We start from the raw sequence: 14,631 nt of genomic DNA, 5'->3' as shown, positions 1-14,631 counted from the left end.
GGGGGTTCGTCTCGATGCGCCACCTGCGGTGGCTCCTCGACGAACGGGTGGCGATCGGCACGCCACTTCCAGTCGGTGAGGCTAGCGTGACCGCATGGCCCGGCCGTCGTCATCGTCCGCCGGCGCGCCCGAGAGCCGCCGCGCATCCGTCGCGCCGAAGGCCAAGCGCGCGCTCTACCGCTGGCTGCCGCCCGAGCGCATCGCGATCGCCGTGCGCACCGCGCTCGCAGCGATGGTCGCGCTCGGCATCGGGTCGATCCTGCCCGGCGGCCTCTCGGACTACGCCTACGCCGCCCCGCTCGGCGCCTTCATCACCGTCGGCACCACCTTCTTCACCATCGCGCGCGCCGCGCTCCAGCAGGCGCTCGGCCTCGTGCTCGGCGCAGCCCTCGGCATGGCGATGCTGTGGATCGACATCCCGGCCCTCGCCAAGATCGGCATCATCGGCGCCGTCGGCGTCGTGCTGCAGGGCGCGGCGACGCTCGGCATCGGCGCAAGCGTCGTGCCGGTCGTCGCGGTGCTCGTCATCCTCTTCGGCGGCGCTGACCCCGACGGCTACGCGACCGGCTACGTCGGCCAGTTCACGCTCGGCCTCGTCGTCGGCGTCATCATCAACGCGCTCGCCCGGCCGCCGCTGTGGGATCGAGAGGCGCACCGACGCATCAACACCTCGGTGCTCGAGCTCGCCGATCGCTTCGACGAGCTCGCCGAGACGCTCCGCGGCGAGTGGCCGCCCGAGCGGGAGGACTGGGCCTCGTGGGGTCCCGAGCTCGAGGGGTGGGTGGATGCGCTCGCCGACGACGTGCGCGAGGCTCGCGAGAGCAGGCGGCTCAACCCGCGCGCCAAGCTTCGACCGCACGACGTCGAGCGCGATGCCGCAGCGGTCGCGGCGCTGCGGGCGGTCGTGCATCGCGCGATCGATGTGCTCGACGCGCTCGCGGGCGCTGCGTGGTCACAGCCGGTCGAGGTGAGCATCGACGAGGCGGAGCGGCAGCTCACCGCCGACGCGGTCGAGGCGCTCGCGGCGCACCTGCGGGCGTGGGAGGAGCTCGACGGCGTCGAGCAGGCATCGGATGCGTCGGGCAAGGCCATCGACGCGCTCTACGAGGAGGCGGTCACCCGGGACCGCCCCGAGTCGGGCCTCGCCGCGGTCGTGTTCGCGCTGCGCGCCATCCGGAGCCGCATCGACCGAGCGGCGGCGACGGCGGCGCCGCAGGTGCAGGGGCCGTAGCAGCGACAGCGCGGCCTGCGGGCGAACAGGTATAGGTCGTGTCGCTCCATCGCGGCCGCGTTTCCAGCGACTCGCCCTCTACCTGCAATGCGAGCGCGGCGCGGCGGCACGAACGCAGCGCCGCAGCGATGACTCACTGGTCGTCGATCGCCGAGCCCCGCATCGGCGCGACGAGCAGCGAGCCGCCCTCCCGCATCCACACCTGGCCGGTCGCGCGCTTCTCCTCCCGCGTCGCGAATCGATAGCGGTAGACGCGCGCCCGCACCCACGCGGGCGACGTCCGCCGAACGGATCGCGCGCGAGCAGCCGCAGGGTCGGCCGGTCGGCTTCCAGCAGGCGCACCAGCAGCATCCGGAACCACGGTCCGTGCGCGCCGAGGGCGAGGAACCACATGAGCCAGTCGAGCCGCAGGTGGTACGGCGCGAACCAGCCCGGCACGCGCCGCACGTCGCCCGGCTTGCCCCTGAACGCGTACTCGACCCAGTCGCCGTCCCGCGGCTCGGCCTCGAGCGTGCCCTCGATGATGATCTCGTCGCGCTGCTTCGTGACGGTGCCGAAGGCGCCGTAGGCGTTCGCCAGCCGCCACCGGTTGAACGACGCGTTCATGAGCTGGCGGCGCGAGAAGAGGTTGCGCACCGACGGGATCGACAGCCACGCATAGCCGACGACGAGGACGATGGTGAGGATGCCGAACCACACGGGCGTCGGCTCGTAGTCGCCCGTCGACGGCCAGGCGGGCACGAGCCACGCGACGACGCGATCGTCGACGGCCGCGAAGCCGAGCACGATCGTGATCCAGTTGAGCCACGCGAAGTTGCCGGTGATGACGAGCCAGCCCTGCGTGAGGATCATGATCGCGGCGGAGACCGTCGCGACGGCGGCGAAGGCGAGCGAGATGCTGGCGGCGGGCCCTGCCCGGCCGATCGCGCCCGCGGCGGTGGCGCCGACGAACGCGACGGCGAGCACCCACGGCGCGATGAGCTGAGCGACGTGGTTGCCGAGCACCTCGAGCTTGTGCCACCACGCGGGCGCGAGGTGCGCCCAGCGGCTGAGCGGCCCCGGCATCGGCTGCGTCTCGTGGTGGTACATGAGCGCCGTGAGGTCGCGCCACTCGCTGCCGCCGCGCAGCTTGATCATGCCGGCGCCGAACTCGAGGCGGAAGACGAGCCAGACCATCAGCAGGAGCGTGAGCGCCGGGGGAGCGTGGTCGTCGGAACCGAGGAACGCGACAAGGAAGCCCGCCTCGCACAGCAGCAGCTCCCAGCCGAAGGCGTAGAACGTCTGCCCGATCGGGAGGATCGAGAGGTAGGCGATCCAGAGCGCGAGGAACGCGAGCATCGGCGCCCACGGCGGCCCCGCCTGTGGAAGACCGGCGACGAGCGTGAGCGCGATCGCGATGCAGACGACGCAGAGGATGCGCAGCATGCGGTCGGAGTAGTGCCACCGGAAGATGCTGGGCACGCCCTCGAGGCCGCCGGCGGCGATGTATCGCGGGGCGGGCTGGAGGCCGCGCTCGCCGAGCAGCGCGGGGAACTGGAGGAGGGTCGAGAGGAACGCGATCGCGAAGATCGCGGCGGTGCCGCGCTGCAGCACCTGCCGGGCGAGCTCGGCGTGCGGGGCGTCGAGCCACTCCAGCCACTCCAGCCCGACCATGACTCGCTCCTCCCCTGCGACCACAACCAGCGTGACGTCTCGCGATCCGGACGGCAATGAGCCCGGTGGGCGCAATGCCTCCTCGCCGGACAGCTGAGCTCAGGCGCGACCGGACGACGCCCGCCGTATGCGCTCTGCAAGGCGGTCGAGAACGCCGAGCACGTCGTCGCTCTGCCATAGCCGGTTCCTGCGACCGGCCGTCGTCTGTCGCAGCACGCCGTCCTCCTCGAGCCGGGCAAGTGCCGCGCCAGCGGTGGGGGCGGACACCCCAAGCCGCTGCATCACGAACTTCGTGTTCACGACCGGCTGTCCTATGAGCAGGTCGATCAGCGGCCAAGCCGACGAATGGGACCGTGCAGTCGTTCGATCCCGCATCGACGCGCGGGCTTCGGCGAGCCCATCGATCAGACTCGTGCCGAATGATGCCGCTTGCCTGGCAGAGCGAGCAAAGGTCTCCAGGATGGGTCGAGCGTCGCCTTCGCGGAAGGCGGTCAGCGCAGTGAAGTAGCCCTCCGGGTCAGTCAGCAGCCCGGCAGAGATAGGCGTCGCGACACGACGGGTGGTGCCCGCGCGTCGCAGCATCGCATGCACGAGCGCGCGCCCGGTCCTGCCGTTGCCGTCGGTGAAGGGGTGGATCGTCTCGAACTGCGCGTGTGCGAGCGCCGCGTGCGCGAGTGAAGGGAGGTCGTTGCGCTCGATGAATGCCGCGAGATCTTGCATGTCGGCTGCGACGCGCTGATGGAGTGGCGGCACGAACGATGCGGTTCGGGGCCCCGCGCCACCGCCGATCCACACCTGCTCGGCGCGGAAGGCTCCCGGCGTGTGCCGATCTTGTCCCCGCATGAGCGCCCGGTGCATCTCCAGGATGCTCGCAACGCCCGGCCGCTCAGCCAGGCGCAGCGCCGCGTCCATGGCGCGGACGTTCCCATGCACCTGCATCGCGTTGGTGCCGGTCTCCTCACCGATCTCGGCCAGGGCCAGCTTCCTCGCGCTCGCCGTCAGGCCTTCGATCTGCGACGACGACGCACTCTCGGTGCGCAGGAGGATCGACTGCAGCGGAGCGACCTCTGCTTCGCCTCGAAGCTGCTCATCGGCGTGTGCATCGAGACGCACGAGCGCACCGGTCGCTTCGTCGAGGTCAGCGGCGAGGTCAGCAGGCAGGCGCACCTCGAGCTGCGAGACATGAGGCACGACCGCGGCCTGGTAGTCGCCCCGGTTGAGCGCGGCTTGGCGGCGCGAGAGCCCAGAATCTTCATCGACCTGCCAATGCGCCGTCTCGTACTCAAGAGAGGGCCATGAGGCGATGGGTGGAGCCGAGGCCTCGCCGGCAACCGTGCTCATGCACCCACGGTACTAAAGGTTTGGCACGAAACCCTCAATACGTCATCCACCTGTTGGAGGTTTGTGTCTAGCCGAGAGCTCCGTCGCTCGTGACATTCTCGTGCACGCCGATCTCCTTGAGCGCCGCGTGCGCCGCGTGCCACCCGCTCATGCCGTGCACGCCGCCGCCCGGCGGTGCCGACGACGAGCACAGGAAGATCCGGCCCGGCATCGGCACGCGGTAGGGGTTCGCGAGCACCGGCCGCGCGAGCTGCTGCGTGCCGGCGAGCGTGCCGCCGCCGATCGAGCCGCCGACGAGGTTCGGGTTCCACAGCTCGAGCGCCGCGGGCGTCATCGGCCGACGCTCGAGGATGCGGTCGCGGAAGCCGGGAGCGAAGCGCTCGATCTGCGCCTCGATGGCATCGGATGCGTCCCCGGGCCATCCGTGCGGCACGTGCGCGTAGGCCCACAGCGTGTGCCGCCCCGCGGGCGCTCGCTCGGGATCGGCGACGCTCGGTTGCGTCGCAAGCACGAACGGCTGCTCCGGCATGCGGCCGAGCGCCACCTCGCGCTCGGCGTGCGCGATCTCGGCGAGCGTGCCGCTCAAGTGCACGGTGCCGGCGCGGCCGACGCGCTCGTCCTCCCACGGCACCGGTCCGTCGAGCAGCAGGTCGAGCTTCGAGACCGCCGGGCCGTACTTCCACGTCTCCATCCGCTTCGCGTAGAGCCCCTCGATGCGGCCGTGCGCGACGCGCAGCAGCTGCCGCGGCGTGAGGTCGAGCAGCACGAGGTCGGCCGGCGGCAGGTCGCGCAGGTCGGCGACGTCGACGCCGGTCTCGATCCGGCCGCCGTGTGCCTCGATGACGCGACCCAGGGCATCCGCGATCGACTGCGACCCGCCCCTGGCGAACGGCCACCCCGCCGAGTGACCGACGCCGCCGAACGCGACGCCGAACGCGCTCGTGAGCGGATGCCCGAGCGGCAGCGTCGCGTGCGTCACCGATCCGGCGAAGAGGGCTTGCGCGGCGCCCGAGCGGAAGACCGAGCGGGCGAGCAGCGTCGCGGGCCACGCACCGCGCAGCCCGAAGCGCGCGAGCAGCACCGGGTCCTTCGGCCACCGCAGCAGCGGCCCGAGGATCGCCTCGGCGGTCGCGTTCGGATCCTCGGTCGCCGGCGCGTGCAGTCGCAGCCACGCCTTCGCGTCGACGCCGAGCTCGCGCGCGGTCTGCTCGGCGTCGCGGTGCAGGATCGCCGCTCGACCGCCCGGCAGCGGGTGCGCCATCGGGTAGTCGGCGTGCACCCACTCGAGCCCGTGCTGCTCGAGCCCGAGCGAGCGGAAGGCGGGGCTCGTGATGCCGAAGGGGTGCCCCGACGCGCCAGGGTCGATGATCGCCTGGTCGCCGAACGCCGGGATCGACGCGCTCGCCCCGCCGATCGTCTCGTTCCGCTCGAGCACCGTGACCTCGAGCCCGGCGCGCGCGAGCACCGCGGCGGCGGTGAGGCCGTTCGGTCCCGCGCCGACGACGACAGCGCTGGTCATGCGGCCTCCCGAGATCGTGGCGAGCGGATGCGTCGGCCCGTCCGGGCGCGCCGCAACCCTTGCGCGGCACCCTACGCCCGCAACTTGAGCGTGGCTGGCCCTAGGTTCTGGGCTCGGGAAGTGCTGGCACCTCCCGTATCGGCGCACTCGCCCGGGTGTCGAAGCGCGTCGACGCGAGCTGCCGTTCCGTGATCGTCACAAGATCGAGGATCTCGCGCGCGACGAAGGCCCGCGCGCGCGTTCCGGTGGAGCGCGTTTCCAGAATCTCAGCGTCGCGCAGTTCGTTGAGCGCTCGCATCGCAGCGTTCTCCGAGATGGAGTGGATGCGCATCACGGTGTTAGCGGTGAGCACCGGCGTCGATGGCAGGTCGGCGAGGATATGCACCACCGCGGAGTCGCTGCGCAGTTGCCGCTGTCTGCCAATCGCCGCGCGATGAGCCTCCACCCTGTGCTCCCACCTCAATCGCATGTCCGCGATCTCGTCGCGCAGCAGACTCGCCTGACCGGCCGCTTGGAGCACAGCGGTAGCGAACACCTCCAGCCATCGGCAGCGTGCGGCATGTGCGTCCGGCGATCCCTCCTCCGCGCTGTGGCGGTAGGCCGTCAGCCCATCGATGTATCGCTCGCGGAACGTAGCCAGCACGAGGCTGACTGGGAGCACCGCATTGACCGTCAATCCTCGACGCGCCAGCACAGTATGGATGAGCGCGCGACCCACGCGGCCATTGCCGTCTGTGAAGGGATGAATGGTCTCGAACTGCGCGTGCGCGAGGGCGGCCTGCACGATGGGGGCGTGCGTCGCCCCGGAGAGGTAGTGCACGAGGTCCTCAAGGAGTGCCGGGACGCGTTCCGGGGAAGGCGGTACGAAGTCGGCGTCCAGCGGGTGCCAGTCGGAACCTCCGATCCAGTTCTGCACTGCCCGGACTCCGTGATGCCGCGGCTCGTCGGCCAATAGCGCCCGGTGGAGTCTGTCGATCGCTTCCAGGCTGATCGTCTCTGCTTCGGCGAGCCGGGTCGTCGCTTCCCGAACGATCGTCATGTTCCGCGCAACGAGCTTCGCCTGAGCGCCGAAGGTTCGAATCTCCTCGTGCTCGGCCAGCTCGGCGAACGCGATCTGTCGGGCTGATGGCGCGATGCCTTCGATGCGCGACGACGCGATAGCCTCGGATCTCAACAGGAACCGCGCGATGCCGGCCAGGTCGGCGCTGCCCGCACCGTGATCGAGAGCGGCCACCGCGCGCTCAGCTTGGCTCAACAAAGCGTCGAGTTCAGGCGTCGTGACGACCGCCATTCCTCTCATCGGGTCGGGGACAAAGGATCGGAACTCGCCACCGCGCCGCGCGTCGCGGGTCAGGCCTGGGTCATCCCTTCCCGACCACGCCTGCGCTTCCCAGCGTCCCACGGCGCCCCCTAAGTGGTGCTCGGTGTATCACTAACGATACTTTACGTGCCTAAAGTGTGACATGCGGAGCCCGAGTCACCACCTTGCGCCCGATCGGATCGTTCGCGACCGGCCTCAGCCGCACGCCTCCAGCACGTCCACGAGCATCCGCTTGTCCTCGCTCGAGACGGCGAGCCCGTAGCCGTGCGCGATTCTCGCGTAGCGAGCCGCATACTCGCACCAGTAGCCCGGATCCTCGGGCATCCAGTCGCCTGGCCCGCGATCACTCTTGGCTGAGTTCGTCGGACCATCGACGGCGAGCAGCGTCGCCGGGTCGTTCGCGAATGCGACCCGCTCGTCGAAGCTCCACGCCCACGCGCCCCCGCGGTGCGCGGACGAGAGACTGATGATGTGGTCGATCTGCACCGCTTGGCTGTCGCCCCCGACGCGATCGTGGGCGAAGTCGATCCTCTGGCCGGTGTACGGGTCGATCGCGAGCGTGCCGGTGAGCACCGTGCAGCCGTCGTCGGCGACGGTCTCGCCCTCGAGATCGCGCTGCAGGATGTCCTGCCTGGTCGAGCATCCGTTGCGGTCGACGTCGACCCATCCGTCGCCGAAGTCGGCGCGCCGATACGGCGGAATCGCAGCCGACTCGTCGATCAGCTCGAGCGCGGACGCGATCGACTGCAGCTGTTCGTGGCCGGACGCCGGCGCTGTCGTCGGCGCGATCGGCGCCGGAGCAGCACTCGGCGAGAGCCTGGGCGCCGGTTGCGCAGTCTCTCGAACGTGCGGGTCCGCAGTGATCGCACCCGCGGCGCTGCACCCGCTCAGCAGCACCGCGCCGATGATCGCCGCAGCCGCACCGACCTGCGCCCGAGCCGACCGCGCGCGCACGAGCCGGGGCGCTGGCGGCATGGCGATCTCCGTCCGAGGGCGATGGCGCGGTGGCTGGATCACCGTCGAGCCCCTGGGCGGCTCACGACCGCTGGGGCTGCCCGTCCTCGCCATCGTATGCACGAGGGGTGACCAGGCCGGCACCTCCGCCAGCGCCTCTGCCGTGCGAACTGTGGCTGCTGAGCCCTACGCGAACCGCTCCCGCACCGTCTCGTGGCTGATGCGCTGCACCTCGGCGATCTGGTGCTCCGAGCGTCGCACGAGGTCGTCGAGCAGCGCCCGATCGAACCGCGAGTCCGTGGTCGACAGCTCGATGAGCGCCTGCCACATCGAGAGCTTGCCGCGCACCGCGCCGGTGAGGAAGTCGAGCTCGAGCTGCGTCATCGAGCTGCGCCGCATGCGCAGCAGGTTGATGGGGTTGACGCTCCCGCCGGCGCGCAGCAGCAGCGTGAGCGCGCGCTTCCAGCCCTTCGGCCGGTAGCCGAGCTGCTGGATGATCTTCGCCAGGTCGCGCCGATCGCGATCCACCTCGTCGGCCAGCTCGCTGAGCGTCCGCTCGTGCGGGGAACCCTCGAACGTCTTCGCCGCCGCGCGGAACGCCTTCACCCCGCCCTCCGAGGCGAGCAGGTGCTCGTTCAAGTACGTCGAGAGGTTGCCGTGGGCGTCGGCGGATGCGTCGGGTCGCGCTGCGTCGTTCATGGTCGCCTCCGGTTCGCGGTGCGGGATGAAACCGTATCGAGAGCGGCTGGCGGGCGGCTGAGGGCCGCCGTCCGGAGGAGAAGCGTCCGCGCGGCATCGGCGGCCTTCGAGCATCGATGCGGCACGCTGGCGGCATGCACGACGACGCCCACGCATCCACTCGCTCCGATGCGGCGCTCGTCGCAGCCGGCTGGGTCGCGATCATCGCGCCGCTCCTCGCGATCGCGCTCAAGCTGCCGACCGGCGGCTGGCTGCTCGTCGGGATGTTCTTCTCCTTCCCGATCTGGCTGCTCGGCTACGCGGCGGTGATCACCGCCGCGGTGAGCATGCTGCGACGCCGCGGCGCGCTGCGGGCGCCGGGGCACCGCACGCGGGCGGTCATCTGGGCGTGGCTCACGTCGATCGGCGTGATGGTCGTCGGCTTCACGGTCGTCGACGGCGGCGACACGAGCGAGTCGGTCGCGTCGACGCTCGGCCTCGTCGTCGGGCAGACCGGCAGCGGGTCGCCGATCAACGACATCTCGAACGCGATCGCCGCTTTCGCCGCGATCGCCTGGCTCGGCGGCTGGCTCGCGCTCGTCGTCGAGTGGATGATCGCGATGGCGCGGCGCCGACAGGACGCGCCGCGCGTCGCGCCGCGCGTCGTCGGCGGGTAGCGAGCGGGCGCCGCGCACCGGAGTGCACGACGCCCGCTGGCCGCGTGGCTACTGCACCTGCAGAGTCCAGTTCCCGTCGGCTGTCACCATCAGCACCGACGGTCCGGAGCTGATGGGCACCGTGCCGCTGTAGGCGCCGATCTCGTTGATGAGCAATCCCATCGAGAGGAACGCGTCAGTCTCCTCGATGACCGCGAAGTTGCTGCCGCCGTCGTGCGTGGCCGCGAGCGCGGCCGCATCCCCGCCGTACAGGAACACCGCATCCCCCGTGCCGGCGTCCACGAGCTCGGGAGCCGAAGCGAGCGGCGCGATCGTGAGGCTCCAGGCGCCGATTGGTCGCGTCGCCCGAGGCTGCGCTTCTGAGCGCCGGCTTCGAGGAGCGCGCGGCGCGGCGCGCCCCTCGAAGCGTTGTGCAACGCGGCTCAGCGCACCGGCGCCCAAGCTCCGGTGCCGACCTCGTCGCGCTCCTGCTCGTCGCTGAAGCGGTCGAGCGTGAACGGCGCGAGCACCGGCGACGGCTTGCCGGTCACGATCTCCTCGGCGAGCAGCTCACCGAGGATGAGGCCGAGCGTCGCGCCCGAGTGCGTGAAGAGCGTGTAGAGCCCGTCGATCGACGGCACGCGCCCCGCGACCGGCTCGCCGTCGCCCGGGATCGGCTTGAGCCCCGCCGCGACGCGCTGCGCGGTGAGCTTCGGGTTGCCGGCGAGCACCTTCGACGCCTCATCGAGCAGGCCCTCGACGGATGCGTCGGGCACCGTGATCTCGCCGTCGTCGCCGACGACGATCGACTGCTCGGCCCAGTCGGCGTCGAGCACGAGGCGGCCGTCAGGCATCGGCCGCACCGCGACGCGCGGCGTGTTGAGCACCGTCCGCACCTCCTGCTCGATCGGCTCGGTGATGAGCACGAACGCGGTGGGCGTCGCGTCCGGCACGTCCACGCCGAACGCCGCGAGGTGCGCGGGCACCGAGCCGCCGGTCGCGAGCACGACGCGGTCGGCAGCGATGCGGGTCCCGTCGCCGAGGACGACGCCGACGGCCGCGCCGTCCTGCACGTCGACCCGCGCGTCGCCCGCCTGTTCGATGACCTGGGCGCCGTTCGCGACGGCCTCGCTCACGAGCGCGGCGATGAGGTCGGGCAGGTTCACCCAGCCCTCGCCCGGGTTGAAGATCGCGCCTTCGTCGGCCACCGCATCCGGGTCGACGTCGGGGGCGATCGCCGCGACGTCGTCGCGGTCGACCCAGACCGCGTCGTAGCCGCCCGCCCGCTCGAACGCGAACGTCTGGGCGAAGCTCTCGTCGGCGCTGCCCCACTTGAGCGCGCCGTCGAAGCGCAGGTACGAGCTGCTCTCGGGGTGCCGCGCGCTCCAGGTGCGGTAGCGGTCGAGGGCGATGAGGCGCAGGTAGTGGTAGGCGGCCGAGCGGTCGCCGGAGGAGTTGAGCCACGCGATCGAGCGGCCGGATGCGCCGTCAGCGAGGGCACCCGAGGTGACGAGAGTGACGGATGCGCCGGCTCGCGCGAGGTGGGCGGCGGTCGAGGCGCCGAGGATGCCGCCGCCGAGGACGGCGACGTGGAGGGGCGAGGAGGTGGTCATGCGGATGCTTTCTGGTCGGTACGGGCTCAGTGCAGGGCTGCCGAGGTGGCGTGCGCCCGCTCGATGATGCGGAGGGTGGCGACGGCGTCGGCGGGGTCGACGGGCGGTGGCCCGCCGGTGCGGAGCGCCTCGGCGAGGCCGCGGTAGAAGGCGCCGTAGTCGCCGCGCAGCGTCGGCACGCGGCGGGTGTCGTCGCCGGCGCCGACGACGCCCCAGCGCTCCTCGGGGGTCTCGCCGAAGCCGGCGTCGCCAGGCAGCGCGCCGGCGAGGAGCGCGGGCTCCTGGCCGTCGAGGCCCCACGAGGTGTAGGCGGCGCGGCTGCCGAGCACGTGGAAGCGCGGGCCGAACGCCGGCGCGACGGCGCTCATCGACAGGTGCGACACGACTCCCGACTCGTGCTGCAGCGCGAGGAACACGTCGTCGTCGGCGGCGGCGCCCGGGCGGCGGCGGAAGACCTCAGCGTGCACCTCGTCGACGGCGCCGAAGAGCTGCATCGCCTGATCGATGAGGTGCGTGCCGAGATCGTAGAGGATGCCGCCAGCCTCAGCTGCGGTCGCCTCCGACTTCCAGCCGGCGCGCGGCTCGGGCTGCCACCACTCGAAGCGCGACTCGAAGCGTCGCACCTTGCCGAGCGCGCCCTGCGCGATGAGCTGCCGGAGCGTCTGGAAGTCGCCGTCCCAGCGGCGGTTCTGGTAGACGGTGATGCGCCGCCCGAGGCGCTCGGCCTGCGCGATGAGCGCCTCGCCCTCCTCGGCGGTCGCCGCGAACGGCTTGTCGACGACGACGTCGAGCCCGGCGTCGAGCGCGGCCGACGCGAGCGAGGCGTGCGTGCCGCTCGGGGAGCCGATCACGACGAGGTCGAGCTCGCCCGCCTGCGCCCACAGCGCATCCGGAGTCGGCACGACGCGCGCCCCGGGGTGCTGCGCCTCCGCCGTCGCCCGCCGCTCGTCGTTCGCCGTCACGATGACGTCGAGCGAGTAGTCGGGGTCGGCCGCGAGGAACGGCGCGTGGAAGATGCGGCCCGAGGTGCCGTAACCGATGACCGCGGTGCGGATCGGCGCCTGAGAGGTCGACGGCATCACAGCACCTCGGAGAGGAAGCGCTGCAGGCGCGGGCTCTTGGGCTGCTCGAAGAGGTCGCTCGGGGCGCCTGCCTCGACGACGCGGCCCTCGTCCATGAAGACGACCTGGTCGGCGACCTTGCGGGCGAAGCCCATCTCGTGCGTCACGACGAGCATGGTCATGCCGCGCTGCGCGAGCTGCGCCATGAGGTTGAGCACCCCCTTGACGAGCTCGGGGTCGAGCGCGCTCGTGGCCTCGTCGAAGAGCATGACCTCGGGCTCCATCGCGAGCGCGCGGGCGATCGCGACGCGCTGCTGCTGCCCGCCGGAGAGGTCGCGCGGCCGGTGGTCGGCGCGCTCGGCGAGCCCGACCTTCTCGAGCCGCGCCTCGGCGACGCGCCGCGCCTCGGGCTTCGAGAGGCCCTTGACGTGCCGCACGGCGAGCGCGACGTTCTCGAGCGCGGTGTGGTCGGGGAAGAGGTTGAAGTGCTGGAAGACGAGGCCGATGCGCTTGCGCACCGCATCCGGCTTCTGGGTCAGCACGCTCTCGCCCGCGAGCAGCACGTCGCCCGACTTCGGCTCGTGCAGCCGGTTGACGCCGCGCAGCAGCGTCGACTTGCCCGAGCCGGAGGGGCCGATGATGCACGTCGTCGTGCCGGGCGCGACCTCGAGGCTCACCTCGCGGAGCACCTCGATGTCGCCGTAGGCCATGGTCAGGTCGCGCAGCTCGAGGCTCGAGCCGGCGTAGAGGTGCCCGTCGGTGATGGGGACGGGGGTGGTGTAGGTCACGTGTTGCTCCCGTAGGTGAGGGCCGGCGTGGGGGTGAGCTCCTCGAGCTCATCGAGTCCGCTCTTGGGCGGTGCGGGCTTGCGGCGGCCCGTGCGGAAGCGGTCGTCGAAGTAGTTCACGAGGTGCGTCAGCGGCACCGTGATCACGAGGTAGAACACGCCCGCGAGCACGAGCGGCGACAGGTTGCCCGTCAGCACTGCAGCGTCCTGGCCGACGCGGAACAGCTCGCGCTCGGTGACGAGCAGGCCGAGGAAGTAGACGAGGCTCGAGTCCTTCACGATCGCGATGAACTGGTTCACGAGCGCGGGCAGGACACGGCGGATGCCCTGGGGCACGACCACGAGGCGCATCGCGCGCCCGTAGCTCATGCCCAGCGCCCGGCAGGCCTCGAGCTGACCGCGGTCGACGCTCTGGATGCCGGCGCGGAAGATCTCGCCGATGTAGGCGCTCGCGATGAGGCTGAGGGCCAGGATGCCGAGCGGGTAGGGCGAGGGGCCGAAGATCTGCTGGCTGATGCGGGCGAAGCCCTGGCCGATCAGCAGGATCGTCAGGATCGCGGGCAGGCCGCGGAAGATGTCGGTGTAGACGCGGGCGGGGACCCGCAACCACTTCGACGGCGAGATGCCCATGATCGCCACGACCATGCCGAGCACGACGCCGATGGCGGTCGCGGCGATCGAGATGACGAGGGTGTTGACGAGTCCGACGCCCAGCAGCTGGGGGAGGACCAGCCACATGGCCTCGAAGTCGAGGAAGGTCTTGATGAGGTTGTCGAGCCAGTCCATGGTGTGCTCCGTTGCAGTTGAGGTGTCCGGTGCGGCGCGGTCACGCCGCACCGGACACCGAGGGTTCGATTACTCGGACTGCTCGCTCGACGGGAGGTACTGCTCGGGCATCGGCGAGCCCGGGAACCACTTCTCGTAGAGCTCCTTCCAGGTGCCGTCCTCCATCGCGGCGGCGAGCGCCTCGTTGAGCGCGGCCTGGAACTCGGGCTTGCCCTTCGCGATCGCGAAGCCGGCGGGGGCGTCGAACGACGGGATGTCGATCGCGTTCTCGAGCCCGTACTGCTCGGCGTACTCCTTCGCCGCCTCGTAGTCGAGGAAGTGCGCGTCGATCGAGCCGCTGTTGACGGCAGAGATCGCCGCGTTGTTGTCGGGGAAGCGCACGAGCTCGGTGTCGGTGAAGTTCTTGACCGCGTAGGCCTCCTGCAGCGTGCCCTGCACGACGCCGAGGCGCGTGCCGGCGAGGTCGGCCTCGTCGGCGATGCCCGCGTCGGGGTTCGCCATGACGGTCAGGTAGCCGGCGAGGTAGCCGTCGCTGAAGTCGACGGTCTGCTGGCGCTCCTCGGTGATGCCGATCGCGGCGACGCCGACGTCGAACTGCCCGTTCGCGACGGCGGCGAGCAGGCCCGAGAAGTCCTGGCCGGTGAAGACGACGTCCTCGACGCCGATGCGCTCGGCGACGTCGGTGAAGAGCTCGACGTCGAAGCCGGTGAACTCGCCCGACTCGTCGGTGAACGTGTAGGGCCGGGCGTCGCCGAGGCTCGCGACGCGGATCTGGCCGGGCGTGATGAGGCCGTAGGGGTTGTCCTCGGTCGCCGACTCGGAGGCGCTCGGCGAGCCTCCCGAGCAGGCCGCGAGCGCGAGGGCTGCGGCCGCCGCGACGGCGGCGATCGCCGTGCGGCGGTGGTTGGGGCGGAGCTTCATGGTGGTCCTCTCGATGGTGCAACGCCGGTGGTGCTGCATCGGATGCTGTTGGTCCCGTTGCTGAGACCGGTCTCACTCGGTTATGTTGAGACCGGTCTCAACCCGTTTGC

General features: G+C 71.3%; 13 protein-coding genes and 1 pseudogene. 2 read left to right on the top strand and 12 right to left on the bottom strand.

What is annotated here, in order from left to right; translation table 11 throughout:
• Window positions 1-94: 94 nt before the first annotated feature.
• Window positions 95-1,231 (top strand): FUSC family protein, encoded by a 1,137-nt coding sequence (locus tag JSQ78_RS08385; RefSeq protein WP_211446968.1) that lies wholly within the window; start codon window positions 95-97, stop codon window positions 1,229-1,231.
• Between the two features lie 133 nt (window positions 1,232-1,364).
• On the opposite strand, the pseudogene JSQ78_RS08380 reads toward JSQ78_RS08385, so the two are convergent.
• The 6 genes and pseudogenes from JSQ78_RS08380 to JSQ78_RS08355 all read right to left on the bottom strand — a co-directional run bounded on the left by JSQ78_RS08380 (window position 1,365) and on the right by JSQ78_RS08355 (window position 8,718).
• Window positions 1,365-2,884: pseudogene (locus JSQ78_RS08380) on the bottom strand (lipase maturation factor family protein).
• Window positions 2,885-2,983: 99 nt separating this feature from the next.
• Window positions 2,984-4,225, bottom strand: a complete 1,242-nt coding sequence (locus tag JSQ78_RS08375) for a Fic family protein (protein WP_211446967.1) — start codon at window positions 4,223-4,225, stop codon at window positions 2,984-2,986.
• 67 nt (window positions 4,226-4,292) lie between these two features.
• Window positions 4,293-5,744, bottom strand: coding sequence for a phytoene desaturase family protein (locus tag JSQ78_RS08370; protein WP_211446966.1), 1,452 nt, complete (start codon window positions 5,742-5,744; stop codon window positions 4,293-4,295).
• Window positions 5,745-5,844: 100 nt separating this feature from the next.
• Window positions 5,845-7,035, bottom strand: coding sequence for a Fic family protein (locus JSQ78_RS08365; RefSeq protein ID WP_249295562.1), 1,191 nt, complete (start codon window positions 7,033-7,035; stop codon window positions 5,845-5,847).
• Between the two features lie 225 nt (window positions 7,036-7,260).
• A complete protein-coding gene (locus tag JSQ78_RS08360; protein WP_211446965.1) occupies window positions 7,261-8,040 on the bottom strand; it encodes an HNH endonuclease family protein in 780 nt (259 codons plus the stop codon).
• A 165-nt stretch (window positions 8,041-8,205) separates the two neighbouring features.
• The gene (locus JSQ78_RS08355) at window positions 8,206-8,718 is read right to left on the bottom strand and encodes a hypothetical protein (protein WP_211446964.1); all 513 of its coding nucleotides are present in this window, start codon (window positions 8,716-8,718) and stop codon (window positions 8,206-8,208) included.
• A gap of 134 nt (window positions 8,719-8,852) precedes the next feature.
• Between JSQ78_RS08355 and JSQ78_RS08350 the strand changes: the two genes are divergently transcribed.
• Window positions 8,853-9,374: a hypothetical protein gene (locus JSQ78_RS08350; RefSeq protein WP_211446962.1), complete on the top strand. Its 522-nt coding sequence runs from the start codon at window positions 8,853-8,855 to the stop codon at window positions 9,372-9,374.
• Between the two features lie 48 nt (window positions 9,375-9,422).
• On the opposite strand, the gene JSQ78_RS08345 is transcribed toward JSQ78_RS08350, so the two are convergent.
• The 6 genes from JSQ78_RS08345 to JSQ78_RS08320 all read right to left on the bottom strand — a co-directional run bounded on the left by JSQ78_RS08345 (window position 9,423) and on the right by JSQ78_RS08320 (window position 14,521).
• Window positions 9,423-9,656 (bottom strand): hypothetical protein, encoded by a 234-nt coding sequence (locus JSQ78_RS08345; RefSeq protein WP_211446961.1) that lies wholly within the window; start codon window positions 9,654-9,656, stop codon window positions 9,423-9,425.
• Between the two features lie 140 nt (window positions 9,657-9,796).
• On the bottom strand, window positions 9,797-10,966 hold the full coding sequence (locus tag JSQ78_RS08340) for an NAD(P)/FAD-dependent oxidoreductase (protein ID WP_211446959.1): 1,170 nt from the start codon (window positions 10,964-10,966) through the stop codon (window positions 9,797-9,799).
• A gap of 26 nt (window positions 10,967-10,992) precedes the next feature.
• Entirely contained in the window at window positions 10,993-12,045 is a 1,053-nt protein-coding gene (locus JSQ78_RS08335; protein ID WP_211446958.1) for a Gfo/Idh/MocA family protein, read from the bottom strand.
• The gene (locus tag JSQ78_RS08330) at window positions 12,045-12,815 is read right to left on the bottom strand and encodes an amino acid ABC transporter ATP-binding protein (protein ID WP_283245016.1); all 771 of its coding nucleotides are present in this window, start codon (window positions 12,813-12,815) and stop codon (window positions 12,045-12,047) included. Before JSQ78_RS08330 ends, JSQ78_RS08335 begins: the two co-directional genes overlap by 1 nt.
• Window positions 12,812-13,600, bottom strand: coding sequence for an amino acid ABC transporter permease (locus tag JSQ78_RS08325; protein ID WP_211446957.1), 789 nt, complete (start codon window positions 13,598-13,600; stop codon window positions 12,812-12,814). Before JSQ78_RS08325 ends, JSQ78_RS08330 begins: the two co-directional genes overlap by 4 nt.
• Before the next feature lie 69 nt (window positions 13,601-13,669).
• Window positions 13,670-14,521 (bottom strand): ABC transporter substrate-binding protein, encoded by an 852-nt coding sequence (locus JSQ78_RS08320; protein ID WP_211446956.1) that lies wholly within the window; start codon window positions 14,519-14,521, stop codon window positions 13,670-13,672.
• Window positions 14,522-14,631: the final 110 nt, after the last annotated feature.

It is taken from the genome of Agrococcus sp. Marseille-Q4369 (genome assembly GCF_018308945.1).
GTDB lineage: Bacteria > Actinomycetota > Actinomycetes > Actinomycetales > Microbacteriaceae > Agrococcus.
This window is presented reverse-complemented; position numbering and strand designations above follow the sequence as displayed.